Origin of the sequence: Fictibacillus fluitans (assembly GCF_030418125.1) — a bacterium.
GTDB lineage: Bacteria > Bacillota > Bacilli > Bacillales > Fictibacillaceae > Fictibacillus_C > Fictibacillus_C fluitans.
Genome location: NZ_JAUHTR010000010.1, coordinates 30107 through 47815, shown reverse-complemented (window position 1 = coordinate 47815; position 17709 = coordinate 30107). Strand labels below are relative to the sequence as shown.

Here is a 17709-nt window from a genome sequence, read left to right as displayed (position 1 = left end):
TCCTCAAATTTGGTTCAAAATATATTGTGTTACTTCTTCAAGCTTAACTTCAGTCTGGTTCCCGGTTTCCATCTCTTTCACGGAGATGACTCCATTGGCCAGTTCATCTTCACCCAGAACAGCAACAAACTTGGCGTTCGTCCGGTCTGCAGCTTTAAACTGGGCTTTAATTTTTTTGTCCATATAGTCTTTGTCTGCTTTCAAGCCCGCTTTTCGGAATTGATAAAGGAGGGAAGGCGCTTTCTCCTTTGCCGCTTCTCCCATCGCAACAAGATAACAATCCAGTTCGTCTTCAATAGGGAGCGTCACTCCCTCTGCATCAAGTGCGAGCAGCAAACGTTCAAGACTCATGGCAAATCCGATTCCCGGTGTGGCCGGACCGCCGATTTCTTCTGCCAGTCCGTTGTATCGGCCGCCGCCGCTTAACGTTGTGATGGCTCCAAAGCCTTCTGCATCACTCATGATTTCAAATGCGGTATGGTTATAATAATCCAATCCACGAACTAGTGTCGGATCAATGACAAAGTCAATCCCCATGTCTGTCAGCGTAGACTTAACGGTTTCAAAGTAATTTCTTGATTCATCATTCAGGTAATCATGGATGGAAGGCGCTGTTTTCATCAGCTCATGATCACGGTCCTTCTTGCAGTCCAGAATTCTGAGCGGATTGGTTTGCAAACGGTTTTGACAATCGTGGCAAAACTCGCCGATACGTGGTTCAAAATGAGCGACGAGCGCGTCTCTGTGCGCTTTCCTGCTCTCTTTGTCTCCCAGCGTGTTCAGAACAAGACGCAATTGCTTTAAGCCAAGTTCTTTGTACACATCCATGGCCAGCGCCATTACTTCCGCATCGATGGATGGATCGTCACTTCCCATCGCCTCAATGCCAAACTGTACGAACTGACGGTATCTTCCTGCCTGCGGCCGCTCATAACGGAACATCGGCCCGATATAATACAGCTTGGTCGGCTGCTGGGGAAGGCCAAACAGCTTGTTTTCCACATAGGATCTCACTGTGCTTGCGGTTCCTTCCGGCCGTAGTGTAAGGCTTCGGTCCCCCCGGTCCGTAAAGGTATACATTTCCTTTTGTACAATATCTGTGGTATCACCGACACTTCTCAAAAAGAGTTCCGTATGTTCAAAAATCGGCGTCCGGATCTCCTTATAGTTGTATCTGCTGCAAATCTCTCTTGCTTTGTTCTCTACATACTGCCATTTTTCAACGGTTCCCGGTAAAATATCCTGTGTTCCTCTAGGAATTTGATATCCCATCGCCCATCCTCCTTGTATCAGTTCATCATCATTATCATTTTGGTTAGAAAAATAAAAAAACTCCCGTCCCTATTATTATCGTAATAATAATAGGGACGGGAGTTACATACCCGCGGTGCCACCCTGGTTGAAGCATACGCTTCCGCTCAAATGCAAGTAACGCCTGCATGCGTCCAACTCTACTGGGTATGGTTCATTTTCCGTTCGAATTGAAACCTCGGGAGTGTCTTTCACTAAATCATCATGCAGAAGTGCTTTCAGCCTGCGGCACTTCCTCTCTGGCCATGTGGGGTTTACCTACTTTTCTCCGTCACTGGTCATTTCATTGAATTGTTATTTATCTTACGCATCATGAAGAACATTGTCAACATTTTTTGCCGAAAAATTTTCAAAAATGGCTATCGACTCATCTTCTTGCGCAGGCTGATCACGCTGCGAAGCGGAACTCCAAATTCCTCGGCCAGTTCCATGTTGCTTGAAGATGCTTCTTTTTGAATAAAATCATGAAAGTCAATACCCATAAGCTGATTCACCGGGACGTTGACCTGTTCTCCTTTTTCTCCGTTGTGCATCGAATCTTCCTTTCACCTTTTTTTTAGCTTTTCCAAAAGGTGAAAGTTTTAAAAGTATTTAATCACGGCTGTCGAGAATCAACGTAACGGGCCCGCTGTTCGTGAATGACACGTCCATCATCGCCCCAAAAATACCGGTTTCGACCGTGATGCCTTTTCCCCGCAGCATTCCGTTAAACGTCTCATACAGTGTACTGGCCTGGTCAGGCTTGGCAGCATTCATAAAATTCGGCCGTCTTCCCTTCTTGCAGTCACCGTACAAGGTAAATTGCGAGACCGATAACACAGAACCTCCAACATCGAGCAAAGACAGATTCATTTTTTGCTGTTCATCTTCAAAAATCCGGAGATTGGCCGTTTTTTCAGCAAGAAACTCTGCATCCTTTTCTGTATCTTCATGTGTTACCCCGACAAGGAGCAACAAGCCGTGGCCGATTGCACCCACGACTTTTTTGTCTACGGTAACAGAAGCATCCGTTACCCGCTGTAAAACTATTCTCATGTCGCTCTCCTTTGGTTCTTTATTGCATTATCCGGCGAACCGCATAAATATCGGGAATTTGTTTGATCCGTTCGACCACCTTTTGCAGATGGTTTACATTTTGTATGGAAATAGACATACTGATCGTTGCCATCTTGTTCCTGTCGGATCGGCCGGAAACTGCTGTAATATTGGTTTTCGTTTCTCCTACAGCATGTAGGACCTCATTCAGGAGACCCCTTCGGTCAAATCCGTTGATTTCAATATCCACATTATAGCTTTTCGGTTTTTCAATGCTGCCTTCCCATTCTACCGGAAGCAGTCTGACCTGGGCATCCCCTGTCATTACATTCACACAATCACTGCGATGCACGGAAACACCACGGCCTTTTGTAATATAGCCTACAATATCGTCACCCGGCACAGGGTTGCAGCATTTGGAAAGACGAATCAGAAGGTTATCAATGCCTTTAACAACAATGCCGGAGTCTGTTTTCTTGGGAGCTGGCAGACTTTTGGATTCAGAAATCACATCCAGCAGCTGCTTGTTTTCCTGATCCTGATCCTTTTTACGGCGGAGCTTATCGGTAAGCCTTGTTGCGATTTGGGCTCCGGTAATGCCGTTGTAGCCAACCGCGGCATACATATCTTCTTCGTTTGTAAAGTTGTACTTTCTGATGACTGTTTGAATGTTATCTGTTGTGAAAACATCCTTTAAATCAAAGCCGCGGCCGATAACTTCCTTCTCAATCAATTCCTTGCCTTTGGCGACATTTTCCTCACGGCGTTCCCGTTTGAAAAACTGGCGGATCTTATTTTTTGCATGTGAGCTTTGTGTAATCTTGAGCCAGTCCTGGCTTGGGCCATAGGAATGCTTGCTCGTCATGATTTCAATAATATCACCGGTCTTCAGCTTGTAATCAAGTGTCACCATTTTTCCGTTCACCTTAGCGCCGATGCACCGGTTTCCGATTTCTGTATGGATCCTGTAAGCAAAGTCCAGCGGCACAGAGCCGGCAGGCAGCTCAATCACATCTCCTTTTGGTGTAAAAACAAACACCATATCGGAGAACAGATCCACTTTCAGTGATTCCATAAACTCTTCGGCATCTGCCACATCATTCTGCCATTCCAGAATTTCACGGAACCAGGTCAGCTTATCTTCAAACGTGTTAACCGGAGCTTTTTTGGAACCTTCCTTGTATGCCCAGTGAGCCGCTATCCCGTATTCTGCGACACGATGCATCTCACTGGTACGGATTTGGACCTCAAGCGGATCGCCTTTCGGGCCGATAACGGTCGTATGAAGGGACTGATACATATTGGCTTTTGGCATCGCGATGTAATCTTTGAACCTTCCCGGCATAGGCTTCCATGCCGTATGGATGATACCAAGAGCCGCATAGCAGTCTTTGATGTTGTGCACAATTACCCTGACAGCAAGCAGATCGTATATTTCATTAAACTGTTTGTTCTGCTTGACCATCTTCCGATAAATGCTGTAGATATGCTTTGGGCGGCCTGAAATGTCCGCTTTAATCTGCACCTCTGACAAACGGCTGTTGATCTCGCCCATAACTTCTTCTACATATTGCTCCCGTTCCGCTCTCTTTTGCTTCATCAGATTTACGATTCTGTAATACTGCTGCGGATTCAGGTAGCGTAATGAAACATCTTCAAGTTCCCATTTAATGGTTGAGATACCAAGCCTGTGAGCCAAAGGAGCAAAAATTTCCAGAGTTTCATTTGCCTTTTGAATTTGTTTTTCTTTCGGCATATGCTTCAATGTGCGCATATTGTGAAGGCGGTCTGCCAGTTTAATCAAAATACAGCGAATATCCTGGGCCATTGCTACGAACATTTTACGGTGATTTTCGGCTTGCTGCTCTTCTTTTGACTTAAACTTGATTTTCTTCAGCTTTGTTACCCCGTCAACCAGCATAGCTACTTCTTCGTTAAACCGGTCGCTGATATCCTTCAGCGTAATTGGTGTATCTTCCACCACATCATGAAGAAAACCCGCAGCCACTGTGACCGGATCCATTTGAAGATCGACCAGAATACCGGCAACTTCAACAGGATGCTGAATGTACGGCTCTCCCGATTTACGGAATTGGCCTTCATGCGCATCCTTTGCGTATTCGTATGCTTTACGCAAGAATTCAATATCTTCATGGGAAAGATAACTTTCCGCGTTTTTTAATACTTCTTCTATCGTCATGAAAATCACCTAACGTCAAAATTGTATAGTGCTTCTATTATCTTGAAAAAATGTGAAGCTGTAAAGTAAAAACCGAAAAATGTCGAATTTCCTTTATTTACAATTCTATATGAAAAAGAAAGAGTACTCCACTGCATAGAGCACCCTTTCCCTTTTAATATTGCGTCAATGTAAAGATATCATAGCCAGTCAGCTTATCACGGCCATCCAAATACGTAAGTTCAATCATGAAAGCAATACCGGCAACAATGCCGCCAAGCTCCTCAACCAATTGAATAGTAGCCCCAATTGTGCCTCCTGTTGCCAAGAGATCATCCGTAATCAATACTCTTTGTCCCGGCTTGATGGAATCTTTGTGCATGGTAAGCACATCCTTACCATATTCAAGTCCATAACTGACTTTTACCACTTCACGCGGCAATTTCCCATCTTTTCGAACCGGCACAAAGCCAAGCCCCAATTTATAAGCAACCGGACAGCCCACAATAAAGCCCCTTGCTTCAGGACCCACAATGACATCTATATTTCGATCCTTTGCATAATCGGCAATATCATCCACTGCTTTGGCATACGCTTCGCCATCCTGCATCAGTGTTGTGATATCTTTGAATCGAATACCTTCAAGCGGAAAGTTTTCCACCACTGATATATATTTTTTGTAGTCCATGTTCTTTTTTCCTCCTGTATCTATGCCTGATGGGATTTCTTTGACTGATCAAAGCAGTTTTTCAACTCCTGATAGGAAGAATAGACGAGCTGGTTTTCAATTGCTGCCTGCTCCAATTTATTCCTGTAGGCCGTTGAATGCTTCAAGTCTTTTTTCTCAGGCCGATCCTTGATCATAATAACACCATTTTCTATTGTAACAAAATCCAGCTCAAAAAACACTTTTGACATAAAAGGCACAGTTTCTTTTGACCAGCCTTTAAGTCTGGCCAGCTCTTCCCCATGGCGTGCCGAATCAAATGACTTCCGTTTACTTAAAAATGCGTAGAACCATCGGAACTGCTCTCTCGTTGGAACGGATGAAAAGAACTGGTCATTATCCTGATAGAATATAACATAAGTTCGTTCCGGCTTGGGATTGCTTTCAAGAAGATAGAAGAATTCTTCTCTTGTTTTAGGCACGTCAAGAAAAACAACGTATTTACCGGCAAAATCCATTTGCTCCTTTTGCTGCGGATAAAGGAAAATCCTCTCCTGCAGCTCAGAAAACGCAGGATGGTGTATCGTCTCTTCTTCAAATGCAATAATAAGCACTTTGCTTTCAGGAAGAGAGAACAGTTTTTTCTGTGCATCTCGTATTCCTCTGAGATCAAACAGCTGCCATTCTTTCACAGCAAGGTCACTGAGCATCAGCTGGGGCTTTCGGTAACCGTTCCACTCATTGATGGACAGCTCCCCAACAGCAGATACTGGAGAATGGTAGCTCAGTTCGTCCATCAATTCTCCTTTATGAAAACCGATAGCATCAAGTTTATGCTTCCCATCTGAAAATTGGATTTTCAAATGGTTGGACTGGCTGCCGATCTTTTTGATTTCACTGATGTTCACGTCGGAAATCATCACGCGCGGTGTAGGATTATTGACACCAAACGGAGCAAGCTTGTTCATCTGCTCAATCGTCGCGATGGAAACCTCGTCCAGGGAACATTCCAGATCGATGGCTGTCACCGGTTTAAAATCTTCTTCTGTCAGCTGCTCCCACCCCTGGCGGTTCAGCCGGTTTCGCAGTTCATCCAGATCACTTGCCGCAAGCGTCATGCCTGCTGCCATTGGATGACCTCCAAAGTGAGGAAGTATATCCCGGCTGAGTGAGAGGTTCTCAAACATGTCAAACCCCTCAATGCTTCTTGCAGACCCTTTGGCAAGGCCTTTTTCTGAATCAATGCTTAGCACGATTGTCGGACGGTAAAATTTCTCTACTAAACGGGAAGCCACGATGCCGATAACTCCTGGATTCCATCCTTCTTTAGCGATCACAAGAACCGAATTTTCCTTCGGAGAGTAATTTAATTCCACTTCCTCTATCGCTTCCTTTGTGATCTCTGAAACAATCGACTGGCGGGTTTTGTTCAACTGATCAATTTCTGCTGACAGCATTTTAGCTGCTTCTTCATCCTCTGTTGTAAAGAGCTCAACAGCCGGTACCGCTGAATCCAGCCGGCCGGCTGCATTTACCCTTGGCCCGATCGCAAAGCCGACATGTTCTGCATTCAAAGACGTATCCTTTAATCCAGCCACTTCCAGAAGTGCCCTCAATCCTTTTTTGGTTGTTTTCTCCAGGGCTTTTATGCCCTCCCTGGCAATAATCCGGTTTTCATCCACTAATGGCACCAGATCCGCAATCGTGCCGATGCAGGCAATATCGAGCAGGTACAGTGGTGCTTCCCCCAGAAGTGCATGGGCGACCTTAAATGCCACGCCAACGCCTGCCAGACCTTTAAATGGATAGCCGCAGCCCGGTTTTTTCGGGTTTACAATGCTGTAGGCTTCCGGGAGCACGGGTGGCGGTTCATGATGATCAGTTACAATAAAATCCAGGCCTATTTCTTTTGCAACCTGTGCCTCATGCACAGCCGAAATTCCTGTATCCACCGTTATCACAAGGTTAAATCCTTGCTCCTTCGCCCATCTCAATGCAGGCTCATTCGGTCCGTATCCTTCTGTAAAACGGTTTGGTATGTAAAACTCAAAATCGGCATCCAGGGCCTTTAATGTATATACCATTACAGATGTACTGCTTACTCCATCCGCATCATAGTCTCCAAAAATCAAAATCTTTTCCTTCAGCTCTATGGCTTTTCTGATCCTGGTTACTGTTTCCTTCATTCCATCCAGCAAAAATGGATCATAAAACGCCTGCGGGCCGCTGTATAAAAAGCGCTCCGCACTTTCAACGGTCTCCATCCCTCTTGAAACCAGCAGCTTTGCTACCAATTCCGGAATTTTTAATGCAGAAGATAAGGCAGAAGCCTTCTCTTCCGGAACAGGAAGGAGGTTCCAGCGCGTTCTTGCCTGTAACATGAAATCACCTCTTAACCTACTCATTATACAAAAGTGGTTAAGAGGTGACAATGAAATCCATAATGAAATTGTTTTACGCCTGGCTGTCTGCCGGTTTAAAGTTTCGTTTCTTTAATTGCTTTGCTTTCCAAACAAACCAAAGCTGTGAAGCAATACAGATGGAAGAATACATACCGAACATCAATCCGATAAAGAGAGCGATCGAGAAGTTGCGGATGGATTCACTTCCAAAGATCCAAAGCGCTACCGCCGCCACCAATACGGTCAGGACAGTGTTTATAGAACGCGTAATCGTCTGTTTGATACTGTCGTGAACCACTTTGGCGAGAACGTCTTTATTCTTGATTCTCGTCTTCTTCATATTTTCCCTGATGCGGTCAAATGTAACGATGGTATCGTTTATGGAATAACCAACAATGGTCAGCACGGCAGCAATAAATGTGAGATCCACTTCCAGACGAAGGAAGCTGAATACCGCAATAATCATGAAAGCATCATGCAGCAACGCAACAATGGCAGCAAGCGCCATCAGGAATTCAAAGCGGATACCCACATAAATGATGATCCCCACCGAGGCAATCAACACGGAAATTAAAGCATTTCTGGCCAATTCACGTCCGACCACCGGTGATACGGTACTCACGCTCGGTTCTGTTCCGTATTTTTCCTTTATTGTTGTTTTGAACTTTGCAATTTCATCCTTTGATAAAACTTTGTTATAGGCAACGCTTGCACGCTGGTTATTTTGTCCTGCGAGGACCGGAATTTCCTCTGGCTTCAGTCCTGCGCTGTTCAGCGTATCGGACAGTTCTTCGGCGTTAATGGCCGTTTTCGACTGTACTTCTGCCTTTGATCCGCTCTCAAAATCAATGCCCAGGTTTAATCCAAAGACCAAAAGGGATACAATCCCCAGCACGGTAATGATCGAAGAGAAAATAAAAAATATGTTTCTGTGTTTGACAAAGTCGTAATTAAAGCTCACTGATTTCACTCTCCTTCACGCCGAAGTACCCTGGCTTCTTATCAAGCCATCTGCTTTTAACGAGCAGGCCAAGGAATATACGGGAGCCGTACACGGCTGTGATAAAGCTGGCCAGCACTGAAATGATAAGCACCAATGCAAACCCTTTAACTGAGCTTGTACCATAGGCAAACAAAACGCCTGCGGCAAGAATGGTGGTGATATTCGCATCAAAAATAGTGGTAAAGGATCTGCGGTTTCCGGCTTTAAACGCACTCATTACCGACTTGCCGCTTTTCAGTTCTTCCTTGATCCGTTCGTACGTGATAATGTTCGCATCCACCGCCATACCGACCCCGAGGATCAGCGCGGCGATACCCGGCAGGGTCAGGACACCGTTCATCCAGTCAAAAATAAGCAGGATCAAGTAAATGTAAATGCTCAGGGTAATGACGGCAACAAGACCAGGAATCCGGTAGTAAAGCAGCATAAAAAGGAAAATGATAGCTACTCCAATAAAGCCGGCATAAATGGTATCATGCAGTGCCTGTTCCCCGAACTTCGCACCAACAGAGGTGGAATATACTTCTTTCAATTTAACCGGAAGCGCTCCGGCATTTAAAATATCTGCCAAATTCTGAGCCTCTTCCTGTGAGAAGCGCCCCTCAATTACAACCTGTTTTTGGTCAAGAACGCTGTTTACGGCTGGTGCAGAAATGAATTTAGGATCTTTTTTTCCGGCTTCCTCTTTATAGGAATCGCCTTTTTCATAATCAAGCCAGATGACCAGCTGATTTTGTCCAGGACCCATGTTTAAAACTTTTTTCGTTACTTCACCAAACTTGTCCCCGTCTTTCAGTGTAAGCTGGACAATCGGCTGGTTTTGCTGGTTATATGTAACCTTTGAACCGCCGCCTTTAAGGTCAGAGCCGTCAAGCAAAACTTTATCGTTTACATCGCGGAATGTCAGCTGTGCTTTTGTGGAAAGGAGCTTACGGGCATTGTTCTGGTCTTTCACCCCGGCCAGCTGGACACGGATTCTGTCTTTGCCCTCGATGGTGATATTCGGTTCTGACACACCGAGTACGTTCACCCGTCGGTCCAATGCCTGTACTGCACTTTTCAACACATCATTATCAATCTTTTGGCCTTCCTTAGCCGGTTTAACCTGATAAAGAACCTCAAACCCGCCTTGCAAATCGAGACCCAATTTAATGTTTTTCACGATCTGCGGCGTGGTGAAACCGATTAATACCGCAAATGCGGCCAGGATTAAAATAAATGTGACAATCCTGTTCTTTTTTACCATTATCCCTTTCCTCCTTCATGCTGCTACACTGCTTTTCAAACCAAATAAAGACATTATGTAAAATGAGTCCAACCTTCCCCATTATAGCGACTGTTGTTTTTTTCTGTCAATTTCATAAGGTGAACTTTGTAAAAACTTACACATTCCCTGTCTTAACTGAAAAAGCCTTCCACAGAAAAAAGAAACCACCGTAAGTGATGGCCCTTATTCGACATCCCTTTTATAGGCTTCAATCGTCAGCCAGTTCATAAAATCGGTTAACGATAAATGGAGAATCAGACTTACAAGAACATGAAGCCTAACTTCCATCTTTTTCTTCTGTGCTTTTTGCATGACGCAATCCCAGATTTCCCCGCTCGTGACGCTTTCATAGCCCAGGAAGTGAAATTCTTCAGTTTTACTTTTTAATGCGGGTTCTACTTGATCTTTCAACTCTTCAAACGTCGTCGCGTTCACCTTGTTTTCACCTCGTTTTTAAAAGTTTTCGAACGGAAACTACTTGTCATGCTTTGTCCCTTTTCCCCATATAAATGGGTTACACAGATCTAGACGGTCAAATATCATTTCTGAAAAGAAAGTAGGGCCCGAACATGTCAAAACAAACACTCATCCAGGGAACTCTCCTTCTCATACTGGCGGGACTGATCACAAGGGTCCTTGGTTTTATCAATCGCATTGTGGTGGCCCGTGTAATGGGCCAGGAAGGCGTCGGATTGTATATGATGGCAGTCCCGACCATGCTGCTTGCCATTACATTGACACGAATGGGCCTTCCGGTTGCGATTTCCAAACTGGTTGCCGAAGCGGATGCCAAAGGAGACCGAAAGAAAATTAAAAAGATACTGATCGTCTCCCTTGCGATCACTGGAATTTTAAGCATTATTTTTACTACAGCCATGATTGTGGCCGCCCCTATATTATCTCACTATTTCTTTACAGACAAAAGAACCTTTTATCCCTTAATTGCGATTGCACCCGTCGTTCCCATCATTGCTGTTTCATCTGTACTGAGAGGTTATTTTCAAGGCCTGCAAAACATGAGGCCCTCCGCGTATTCACAGGTGATTGAACAAATTGTGCGAATTACGCTTGTGGCGCTTTTAACCAGCTTCTTTCTTCCGTATGGCGTTGAATTTGCGGCAGCAGGTGCGATGATCTCCGTAATCATCGGAGAACTGGCTTCTCTCCTTTATATGTTCTCCATGTTCAAGATGAAAAAAAACATGAAAGTCCGAAAAGGTTTTTTTAAACAGCTGAAAAGCGGGCATGATACCCTGAAAGAATTGCTCGGCATTGCTCTTCCAACTACCGGAAGCCAGCTGATCGGGTCTGTTTCTTACTTTTTCGAACCCATTGTAGTAGCTCAAAGTCTTGCGATTGCCGGTGTCAGTGCCATTGCAGCCACCAGACAATACGGGGAGCTCGCCGGCTATGTTATTCCGTTGCTGTTTTTGCCTACATTCATCACGTTTTCGCTGTCCGTTTCACTTGTTCCCGCCATCAGTGAAGCTAACGCCAACAAGAAGTATGGGCTTATCGAACATCGGCTGAACCAGGCCCTGCGCCTTTCCATGTTGTCCGGAGGCATAGCCGCCGTGGTGATGTACGTATATGCTGTACCCATCATGGATCTTATGTATGATTCACCTGCCTCTGCCAGCTATTTGAAAGTAATGACCCCGCTGTTTTTCTTTCTTTACTTTCAAGGTCCACTGCAGGCAGTGCTGCAAGCGATGAATTTGGCGAGGGCAGCGATGATGAACAGCCTGATTGGATCTGTCGTCAAGCTTGCCGCCATCTTTGCCCTTGCCACCCGTCCGGAATTCGGAATTATGGGAGTGGCCCTGGCCATCGTGCTTGGAATCGTTGTTGTCACCCTGCTCCATTTCGCAAGTGTAGCAAAGGCCATCAGCTATTCCATTAAAGCAAAGGATTTTATTTACGGTATATTGTCCATCTTGTTCACGGGGTTTGGTTCGCAGCTTATATATACGTATGTGTTTCCCCACTTTTCAAAAGTGGCCGGCATTTGTTTCTGTTTGATCCTTACCGGAATCCTTTACCTTATTGCCCTGCTTTTCTTCCGGCTGATAAAAAGAGACGATCTCAGGCAGCTTCCCATTGTCAAACGGTGGGTATAGAAAGAAGCTTCTCTTGACGGGAAGCTTCTTAATCGTCTTTCTGGTCCACATACAATGTTCCATTTTTATTAATTGTACAGAGTGTAATCTTTTTTGTGTCTCTGATACCCATTTTGCGCAATTCCTGACGCAGCCAGAGTGCTGTTTTACCCAGTTTCTTTAAATGGTCTTCCTGAATTTTACCGTCGAGAATGACCGGAAATACAAGAGGAAGCTCACTGTATGGAAGTCCCGATTCCCCTGTTGTCTCGCTATCCTCTTTTTTAATGACCGACAATTTACCTGTGGATTCCAGAATTCCAAACTCCACATCGGTAACATTTTTTACGTTATTTTCTCTGAGCTGGGTCAGCAAATCATCAAAATTATAACGCTGTTTCTTCATTTCCGTCTCATTTATATGTCCGTTCTCAATAATAATCGATGGCTTGCCATCAACAATTTCTCTCACCTTTTTGCTCTTCAAAGAGAGGAACGCAAGGAAAATTTGTATAAGAAGAAGTACACCGATTCCGATAAGATGTTTTAACATCGGTACTTTTGGGTCTTCAATTGAGATAACCGCCAGCTCTGCAATCATAATGGATACAACAAAATCAAGGACCGACAGTTTTCCGATCTCACGTTTTCCCATCATGCGGAACACACCAATTAATATAAAATAAACAAAAACCGTCCGTAACACGATTGTATAATATTCCATTGCTGCTCCTCCCTTCATTCGAAGTCAATATTAGTTTGACCATGGCAGGGAGCGAACATGAGGCGTATGTTTTGGAAATTGGATTAAATAATGGTCTTTTTTCCGGTTCTGTTTTTTGGGACAGTGAATATGGTTATAAGGAAGGCTTGTATGTAAAGGGGGACGAATCCAGGTGAATGCAAGGCATATGTTTTCGGCAATGATAAAAGGAGTTGCCGCCATATTGGTTGCCATTATTATAAGCAGTCTGATCCTTTCTCTTCTTTTGCGCTTCACGTCATTTACAGAGTTGTCTTTGAAATGGGTAACCACCGGCCTTTCTTTTTTATCCTTGTTTATCGGCGGATTTTTGTCCGGCAAAAAAGGCAAAGAAAAAGGAATGATGCTAGGTATTGGTACGGCCCTTCTGTTTTCTTTATTTGTATTTTTGGTTCAGTATTTGGGATACCAGACCACGTTCACTTCGACGCAATACCTGTATCACGGCATCTTTTTGCTTCTTTGTATGCTGGGATCCATCATGGGTGTCAATGTCAGCAGCCATAAATAATTTCTTAATAAAAAAAGCAGAAGCGCCTTGGCGCTTCTGCTTTTGATTATACTTCTCTTGCTTCACGAATCGCATTGCGGTCAAACGTCAATGCAGAACCGTCTTTAGACTTGATCACAACGGTGTTTTCTTCAAGCACTTCAATCGTGCCGTGAAGTCCGCCAATCGTGACAACGTGATCCCCTTTTTTCAGACCCGTTTGCATCGTTTTCACAGCCTTTTGCCTCTTTTGTTGAGGTCTGATCAGCAAAAAGTAGAATATGACAAACATTAGCAAGATTGGTAATAAAGAACCTAAGCTACCCATTTATTTCACCCCTTTCAATTAGTTAAAGGCTTAAAAGTTTTTCGCATTCGGTTTATTAAAGCCATATTGTTCGAAAAATTCTTCACGGAAATCAAGAAGCCTGTCTTCCCTTATCGCTTGCTTGACCTGCTCCATTAAGTTTACCAAAAAATAAAGGTTATGGTAACTCGTAAGGCGGAAACCAAACGTTTCATTGCTCTTGACCAGGTGGCGGATGTATGCACGTGAGTAATTTCGGCACGTATAACAATCGCAATTTTCATCGAGAGGCCTGAAATCTTTTGCATACTTCGCATTTCGGACAACCAGTCGTCCTTCACTGGTCATCAGTGTACCGTTCCTCGCAATGCGGGTAGGCAGTACACAGTCGAACATATCAATCCCGCGAATGGCACCATCAATAAGGGAGTCAGGTGATCCTACGCCCATCAAGTATCTTGGTTTGTTATCAGGCAGATATGGCGTTGTAAATTCCAGTACGCGGTTCATAACGTCCTTCGGTTCACCAACGGAAAGCCCCCCTACAGCATATCCGGGAAAATCAAGGGATACGAGGTCTTCCGCACTTTGACGGCGTAGTTCCTCATATTCACCACCCTGAACAATTCCAAACAAGCCCTGATCATGCGGCCGTTCATGAGCCTTCAGGCACCGTTCTGCCCAGCGGCTCGTCCGTTCAACGGACGATTTCATATATTCGTACTCCGCCGGGTATGGAGGGCATTCATCAAATGCCATCATAATATCGGAACCGAGAGCATTTTGAATTTCCATTGCACCTTCCGGGCTTAAGAACAGCTTTTCACCATTTAAATGGTTTCTGAAATGAACGCCTTCTTCCGTGATTTTTCGTAAGTCACTTAAACTGAACACCTGAAAACCGCCTGAATCGGTCAAAATTGAACGATCCCAATTCATAAATTTATGAAGGCCACCCGCTTCGCGGATGATTTCATGACCCGGACGCAGCCACAGATGATACGTATTGCTCAAAATAATATTGGCTCCAAGGTCTTTCAATTCTTCCGGGCTCATTGTTTTTACAGTGGCCAGTGTTCCTACAGGCATAAATACCGGTGTTTCAAACACACCATGCGGCGTATGGACTTTACCCAGCCTGGCTCCCGATTGCTTGCACGTTTTGATTAACTCATAACGGACGGCTGCTGTCATGTTTGGCTCTCTCCTTCTAGAATCAGCATGGCATCCCCAAAGCTGAAAAATCGGTATCGTTCATTTACGGCTTCCTTGTATGCGTTCAGGACGTTTTCACGCCCCGCTAGCGCACTGATCAGCATGATCAGCGTGGATTTTGGCAAATGAAAATTGGTAATCATGCCATCAATCGCTTTAAACGTATAACCAGGATAAATAAAGATATCCGTCCAGCCGGAATCCTCGCAAAATTCACTGTGCTTGCCTGCAACGGTTTCGAGCGTACGGGTGGACGTGGTGCCAACCGATACAATCCGTCCACCGCTCTTTTTCACATGATTCAACAGTTCGGCTGTGCCTTTTGTGATCTGGTAAAATTCCGCATGCATGTCATGCTCTTCGATATTGTCTGCTGAAACGGGACGGAATGTCCCAAGTCCTACATGAAGCGTAATAAAAGCGATATGAATGCCTTTTTTCTTAATATCTTCTAGCAGTGATTCCGTAAAATGCAATCCAGCAGTGGGAGCAGCAGCGGAACCTTCGTGCTTCGCATAAACGGTCTGATAGCGTTCGCGCTCTTCCAGCTGTTCTTTAATGTACGGAGGCAAAGGCATTTCACCCAAAGCATCGAGGATCTCGTAAAAGATGCCCTCGTACTCAAATTTAAACGTCCGGCCGCCCTGGTCGGTTTCTCCGGTACATACAGCTTTAAGAAGACCATTGCCAAATATTACTGCAGTTCCCGGTTTTACCCGTTTTGCAGGCTTGACGAGTGTCTCCCATGTGTCATTTCCTGTTTCTTTCAGCAGCAAGATCTCTATCTTGGCTTTTGTATCTTCCTTTTCACCCAAGAGCCGTGCCGGAAGAACCCTCGTATCGTTAAGCACCAGGCAGTCACCCGGGTTCAAATAATCGATAATATTTTTAAATGTATTGTGTTCTACCTTTCCGGTTGCCGGATCAAGCACCATCAGCCTGGACGCTGTACGGTCCTTTAATGGAGTTTGCGCGATCAGCTCTTCCGGAAGGTCAAAATCAAACATATTTATATCCATTTTCTTCTCCTGTTTCCCCTTACTCGAAGGCTTTTTGGACCTTCTTATTTAAAACGCCCGATGACATACATGATCAGGGACAGAACGATACTGGCTATAATCGATGTGACAATCGGAAAATAAAACGTGGTGTTTCCTTTTTTTAATATAAAATCGCCGGGCAGTTTGCCGACAAATGTCCATAGGCTGCCAATCACAATCAATACGATTCCCATGATAATCAATAGCCGGGAAATTCCCATTAAGGATGCGGCACCTCCAAATTGAAATGCTCATATGCAAGAGCCGTCGCGACTCTCCCTCTTGGCGTACGCTGGATAAAACCTATCTGCAGCAGGTAAGGCTCATACACATCTTCAATCGTATGCGATTCTTCCCCGATAGTGGCCGATATGGTCTCAAGTCCTACAGGACCGCCTTTATACTTATGAATGATCCCTTGTAATAATTTATGGTCAATATGGTCCAATCCTAAACGGTCCACCTGAAGCATTTCCAGCGATTTATCAGCGAGGCTTAATGAAATGGTGTCTGTTCCGTCAACCTGGGCAAAATCACGGACCCGCTTGAACAGCCGGTTGGCTATTCTCGGTGTTCCCCTTGACCGCCGGGCAATTTCTGAGGCGGATTGAGGATCAATCTTCATATTAAAAACGCTGCTCGTCCGGGTTACAATTTCAGTAAGTTCTTCAACCGTATAAAATTCAAGCCGGGCAAGCACGCCAAATCTGTCCCTGAGCGGTGATGAAAGCGAACCTGCACGGGTAGTTGCCCCTACAAGGGTAAAGGGCGGCAGATCCAGCCGTACAGAACGTGCAGTCTCTCCCTTCCCGATGACAATGTCCAGACAAAAATCTTCCATTGCCGAATACAGCACCTCTTCAATGGCCCGTGACAACCGGTGGATTTCATCAATGAATAAAACATCTCCAGGTTCCAGCGCCGTAAGAATGGCGGCGAGATCTCCCGGACGTTCAATTGCCGGACCGCTGGTCGACCGGAAGTTGACGGTCATTTCCCTTGCGATAATAGAGGCAAGGGTCGTTTTACCAAGCCCTGGAGGACCGTACAAAAGCACATGATCCAGCGCCTCATTTCTCATTTTGGCAGCTTGTATAAAGATATTCAAATTTTCTTTTACTTTTTCCTGGCCTATGTACTGATGCAGGTATTCCGGACGTAAACTCAGTTCAAAAAAATCATCCTTCGAGCTTTCTCCAGATACAATTCTATCGTCGTCCAAAGCGATCACGCCCCTAATGATTCACTAGCTTTTGCAGCGCTTTCCTAATGTATTGATCTGTTGTCAGATCTTCCTTTTTAAGCGCAGGCAGCACTTTGTTAATTTCTTTTTTTGCATAACCCAGCGCGGTTAATGCCTCAACCGCTTCATCCAGCTGATCGGAGTGGTCTGGCGATGGAGTAGCAAATAACCCCTCGGCCGGTTCGTCTGTAAATATCGACAGCTTCCCTTTCAGGTCCAAAATCATCTGCCGGGCAGTTTTCTTTCCTACACCGGGAAATTTAACAAGGAACGCTTCATCCTCCGCCTCAATGGCACGGATGACTTGCTCCGGCTGGCCAAAAGCCATAATGGCAAGAGCGCCTTTCGGACCAATTCCAGATACATTCAGCAGTTTAAGGAACAAATCACGTTCCTTGCGGGCTTTAAAACCATACAACGCCAGAACATCTTCCCTGACATATTGGAACGTGTAGATGGTTTCTGTTTGCCCCACCCTGTATATAAATGGGTTGGGACAGAGAATCTGGTACCCGATGCCATTCACTTCAAGCACGGTGTATTCAGCTGAAACATATACAATTTTTCCGTTTATGTGTTCAATCAATCATGTTCTCTCCTTCTAAACAACACAAGCACTATACATCTATATAAAAAGCGACCATACGTTTCCTCTCCGTATTGTATCACAGAGTCAGTCGGAACGGGG

The 17709-nt window shown here is 44.9% G+C and carries 16 protein-coding genes, 1 pseudogene and 1 other annotated feature; of the genes and pseudogenes, 2 read left to right on the top strand and 15 right to left on the bottom strand.

The annotated features are described in order from the left end of the window. Nucleotides 1-3: 3 nt before the first annotated feature. From hisS to QYB97_RS17395, 8 genes and pseudogenes are all read right to left on the bottom strand, one after another. Nucleotides 4-1272: a histidine--tRNA ligase gene (hisS, locus tag QYB97_RS17430; protein WP_301167299.1), complete on the bottom strand. Its 1269-nt coding sequence runs from the start codon at nucleotides 1270-1272 to the stop codon at nucleotides 4-6. An 88-nt stretch (nucleotides 1273-1360) separates the two neighbouring features. Next, nucleotides 1361-1595 (bottom strand) — a binding site (T-box leader). 75 nt (nucleotides 1596-1670) lie between these two features. After that, on the bottom strand, nucleotides 1671-1844 hold the full coding sequence (locus tag QYB97_RS17425; protein ID WP_301167298.1) for an RNA polymerase subunit sigma-70: 174 nt from the start codon (nucleotides 1842-1844) through the stop codon (nucleotides 1671-1673). A gap of 58 nt (nucleotides 1845-1902) precedes the next feature. Further along, on the bottom strand, nucleotides 1903-2346 hold the full coding sequence (gene dtd / locus QYB97_RS17420; RefSeq protein WP_301167297.1) for a D-aminoacyl-tRNA deacylase: 444 nt from the start codon (nucleotides 2344-2346) through the stop codon (nucleotides 1903-1905). Nucleotides 2347-2365: 19 nt separating this feature from the next. After that, entirely contained in the window at nucleotides 2366-4546 is a 2181-nt protein-coding gene (locus QYB97_RS17415; RefSeq protein WP_301167296.1) for a RelA/SpoT family protein, read from the bottom strand. A gap of 154 nt (nucleotides 4547-4700) precedes the next feature. Further along, on the bottom strand, nucleotides 4701-5213 hold the full coding sequence (locus QYB97_RS17410; protein ID WP_301167295.1) for an adenine phosphoribosyltransferase: 513 nt from the start codon (nucleotides 5211-5213) through the stop codon (nucleotides 4701-4703). A 20-nt stretch (nucleotides 5214-5233) separates the two neighbouring features. Then, the gene (gene recJ, locus QYB97_RS17405) at nucleotides 5234-7573 is read right to left on the bottom strand and encodes a single-stranded-DNA-specific exonuclease RecJ (protein WP_301167294.1); all 2340 of its coding nucleotides are present in this window, start codon (nucleotides 7571-7573) and stop codon (nucleotides 5234-5236) included. A gap of 73 nt (nucleotides 7574-7646) precedes the next feature. After that, a pseudogene (gene secDF / locus QYB97_RS17400) lies at nucleotides 7647-9843 on the bottom strand (protein translocase subunit SecDF). A 204-nt stretch (nucleotides 9844-10047) separates the two neighbouring features. Then, nucleotides 10048-10299: a post-transcriptional regulator gene (locus tag QYB97_RS17395; RefSeq protein WP_301167293.1), complete on the bottom strand. Its 252-nt coding sequence runs from the start codon at nucleotides 10297-10299 to the stop codon at nucleotides 10048-10050. Between the two features lie 134 nt (nucleotides 10300-10433). Between QYB97_RS17395 and spoVB the strand changes: the two genes are divergently transcribed. Beyond that, complete coding sequence (spoVB, locus tag QYB97_RS17390; protein WP_301167292.1) at nucleotides 10434-11984, top strand: stage V sporulation protein B; 1551 nt, start codon at nucleotides 10434-10436, stop codon at nucleotides 11982-11984. A gap of 28 nt (nucleotides 11985-12012) precedes the next feature. Here the strand turns inward: spoVB and QYB97_RS17385 are convergent, their stop codons facing one another. Further along, nucleotides 12013-12687, bottom strand: coding sequence for a YetF domain-containing protein (locus QYB97_RS17385; protein ID WP_301167291.1), 675 nt, complete (start codon nucleotides 12685-12687; stop codon nucleotides 12013-12015). Between the two features lie 172 nt (nucleotides 12688-12859). Here QYB97_RS17385 and QYB97_RS17380 point away from each other — a divergent pair, with 172 nt between their 5' ends. Further along, nucleotides 12860-13237: a TIGR04086 family membrane protein gene (locus tag QYB97_RS17380; RefSeq protein ID WP_301167290.1), complete on the top strand. Its 378-nt coding sequence runs from the start codon at nucleotides 12860-12862 to the stop codon at nucleotides 13235-13237. Between the two features lie 46 nt (nucleotides 13238-13283). Here the strand turns inward: QYB97_RS17380 and yajC are convergent, their stop codons facing one another. Genes yajC through ruvA form a run of 6 tightly spaced genes read right to left on the bottom strand, consistent with a single transcriptional unit; the run spans nucleotide 13284 to nucleotide 17607 of the window. Beyond that, nucleotides 13284-13544 carry a preprotein translocase subunit YajC gene (yajC, locus tag QYB97_RS17375; RefSeq protein WP_301167289.1) on the bottom strand — a complete coding sequence of 87 codons (261 nt, stop codon included), beginning with the start codon at nucleotides 13542-13544 and terminating at the stop codon, nucleotides 13284-13286. Between the two features lie 30 nt (nucleotides 13545-13574). Next, nucleotides 13575-14717, bottom strand: a complete 1143-nt coding sequence (gene tgt, locus QYB97_RS17370; protein WP_301167288.1) for a tRNA guanosine(34) transglycosylase Tgt — start codon at nucleotides 14715-14717, stop codon at nucleotides 13575-13577. Beyond that, entirely contained in the window at nucleotides 14714-15757 is a 1044-nt protein-coding gene (queA, locus tag QYB97_RS17365; protein ID WP_301167287.1) for a tRNA preQ1(34) S-adenosylmethionine ribosyltransferase-isomerase QueA, read from the bottom strand. The genes tgt and queA overlap by 4 nt, the downstream gene beginning before the upstream one ends. 44 nt (nucleotides 15758-15801) lie before the next feature. After that, a complete protein-coding gene (locus tag QYB97_RS17360) occupies nucleotides 15802-15999 on the bottom strand; it encodes a DUF2905 domain-containing protein (protein WP_301167286.1) in 198 nt (65 codons plus the stop codon). Next, a complete protein-coding gene (gene ruvB, locus QYB97_RS17355; RefSeq protein WP_301167285.1) occupies nucleotides 15999-17000 on the bottom strand; it encodes a Holliday junction branch migration DNA helicase RuvB in 1002 nt (333 codons plus the stop codon). Before ruvB ends, QYB97_RS17360 begins: the two co-directional genes overlap by 1 nt. A gap of 13 nt (nucleotides 17001-17013) precedes the next feature. Beyond that, a complete protein-coding gene (gene ruvA / locus QYB97_RS17350; RefSeq protein WP_301167284.1) occupies nucleotides 17014-17607 on the bottom strand; it encodes a Holliday junction branch migration protein RuvA in 594 nt (197 codons plus the stop codon). Between the last annotated feature and the right edge of the window lie 102 nt (nucleotides 17608-17709).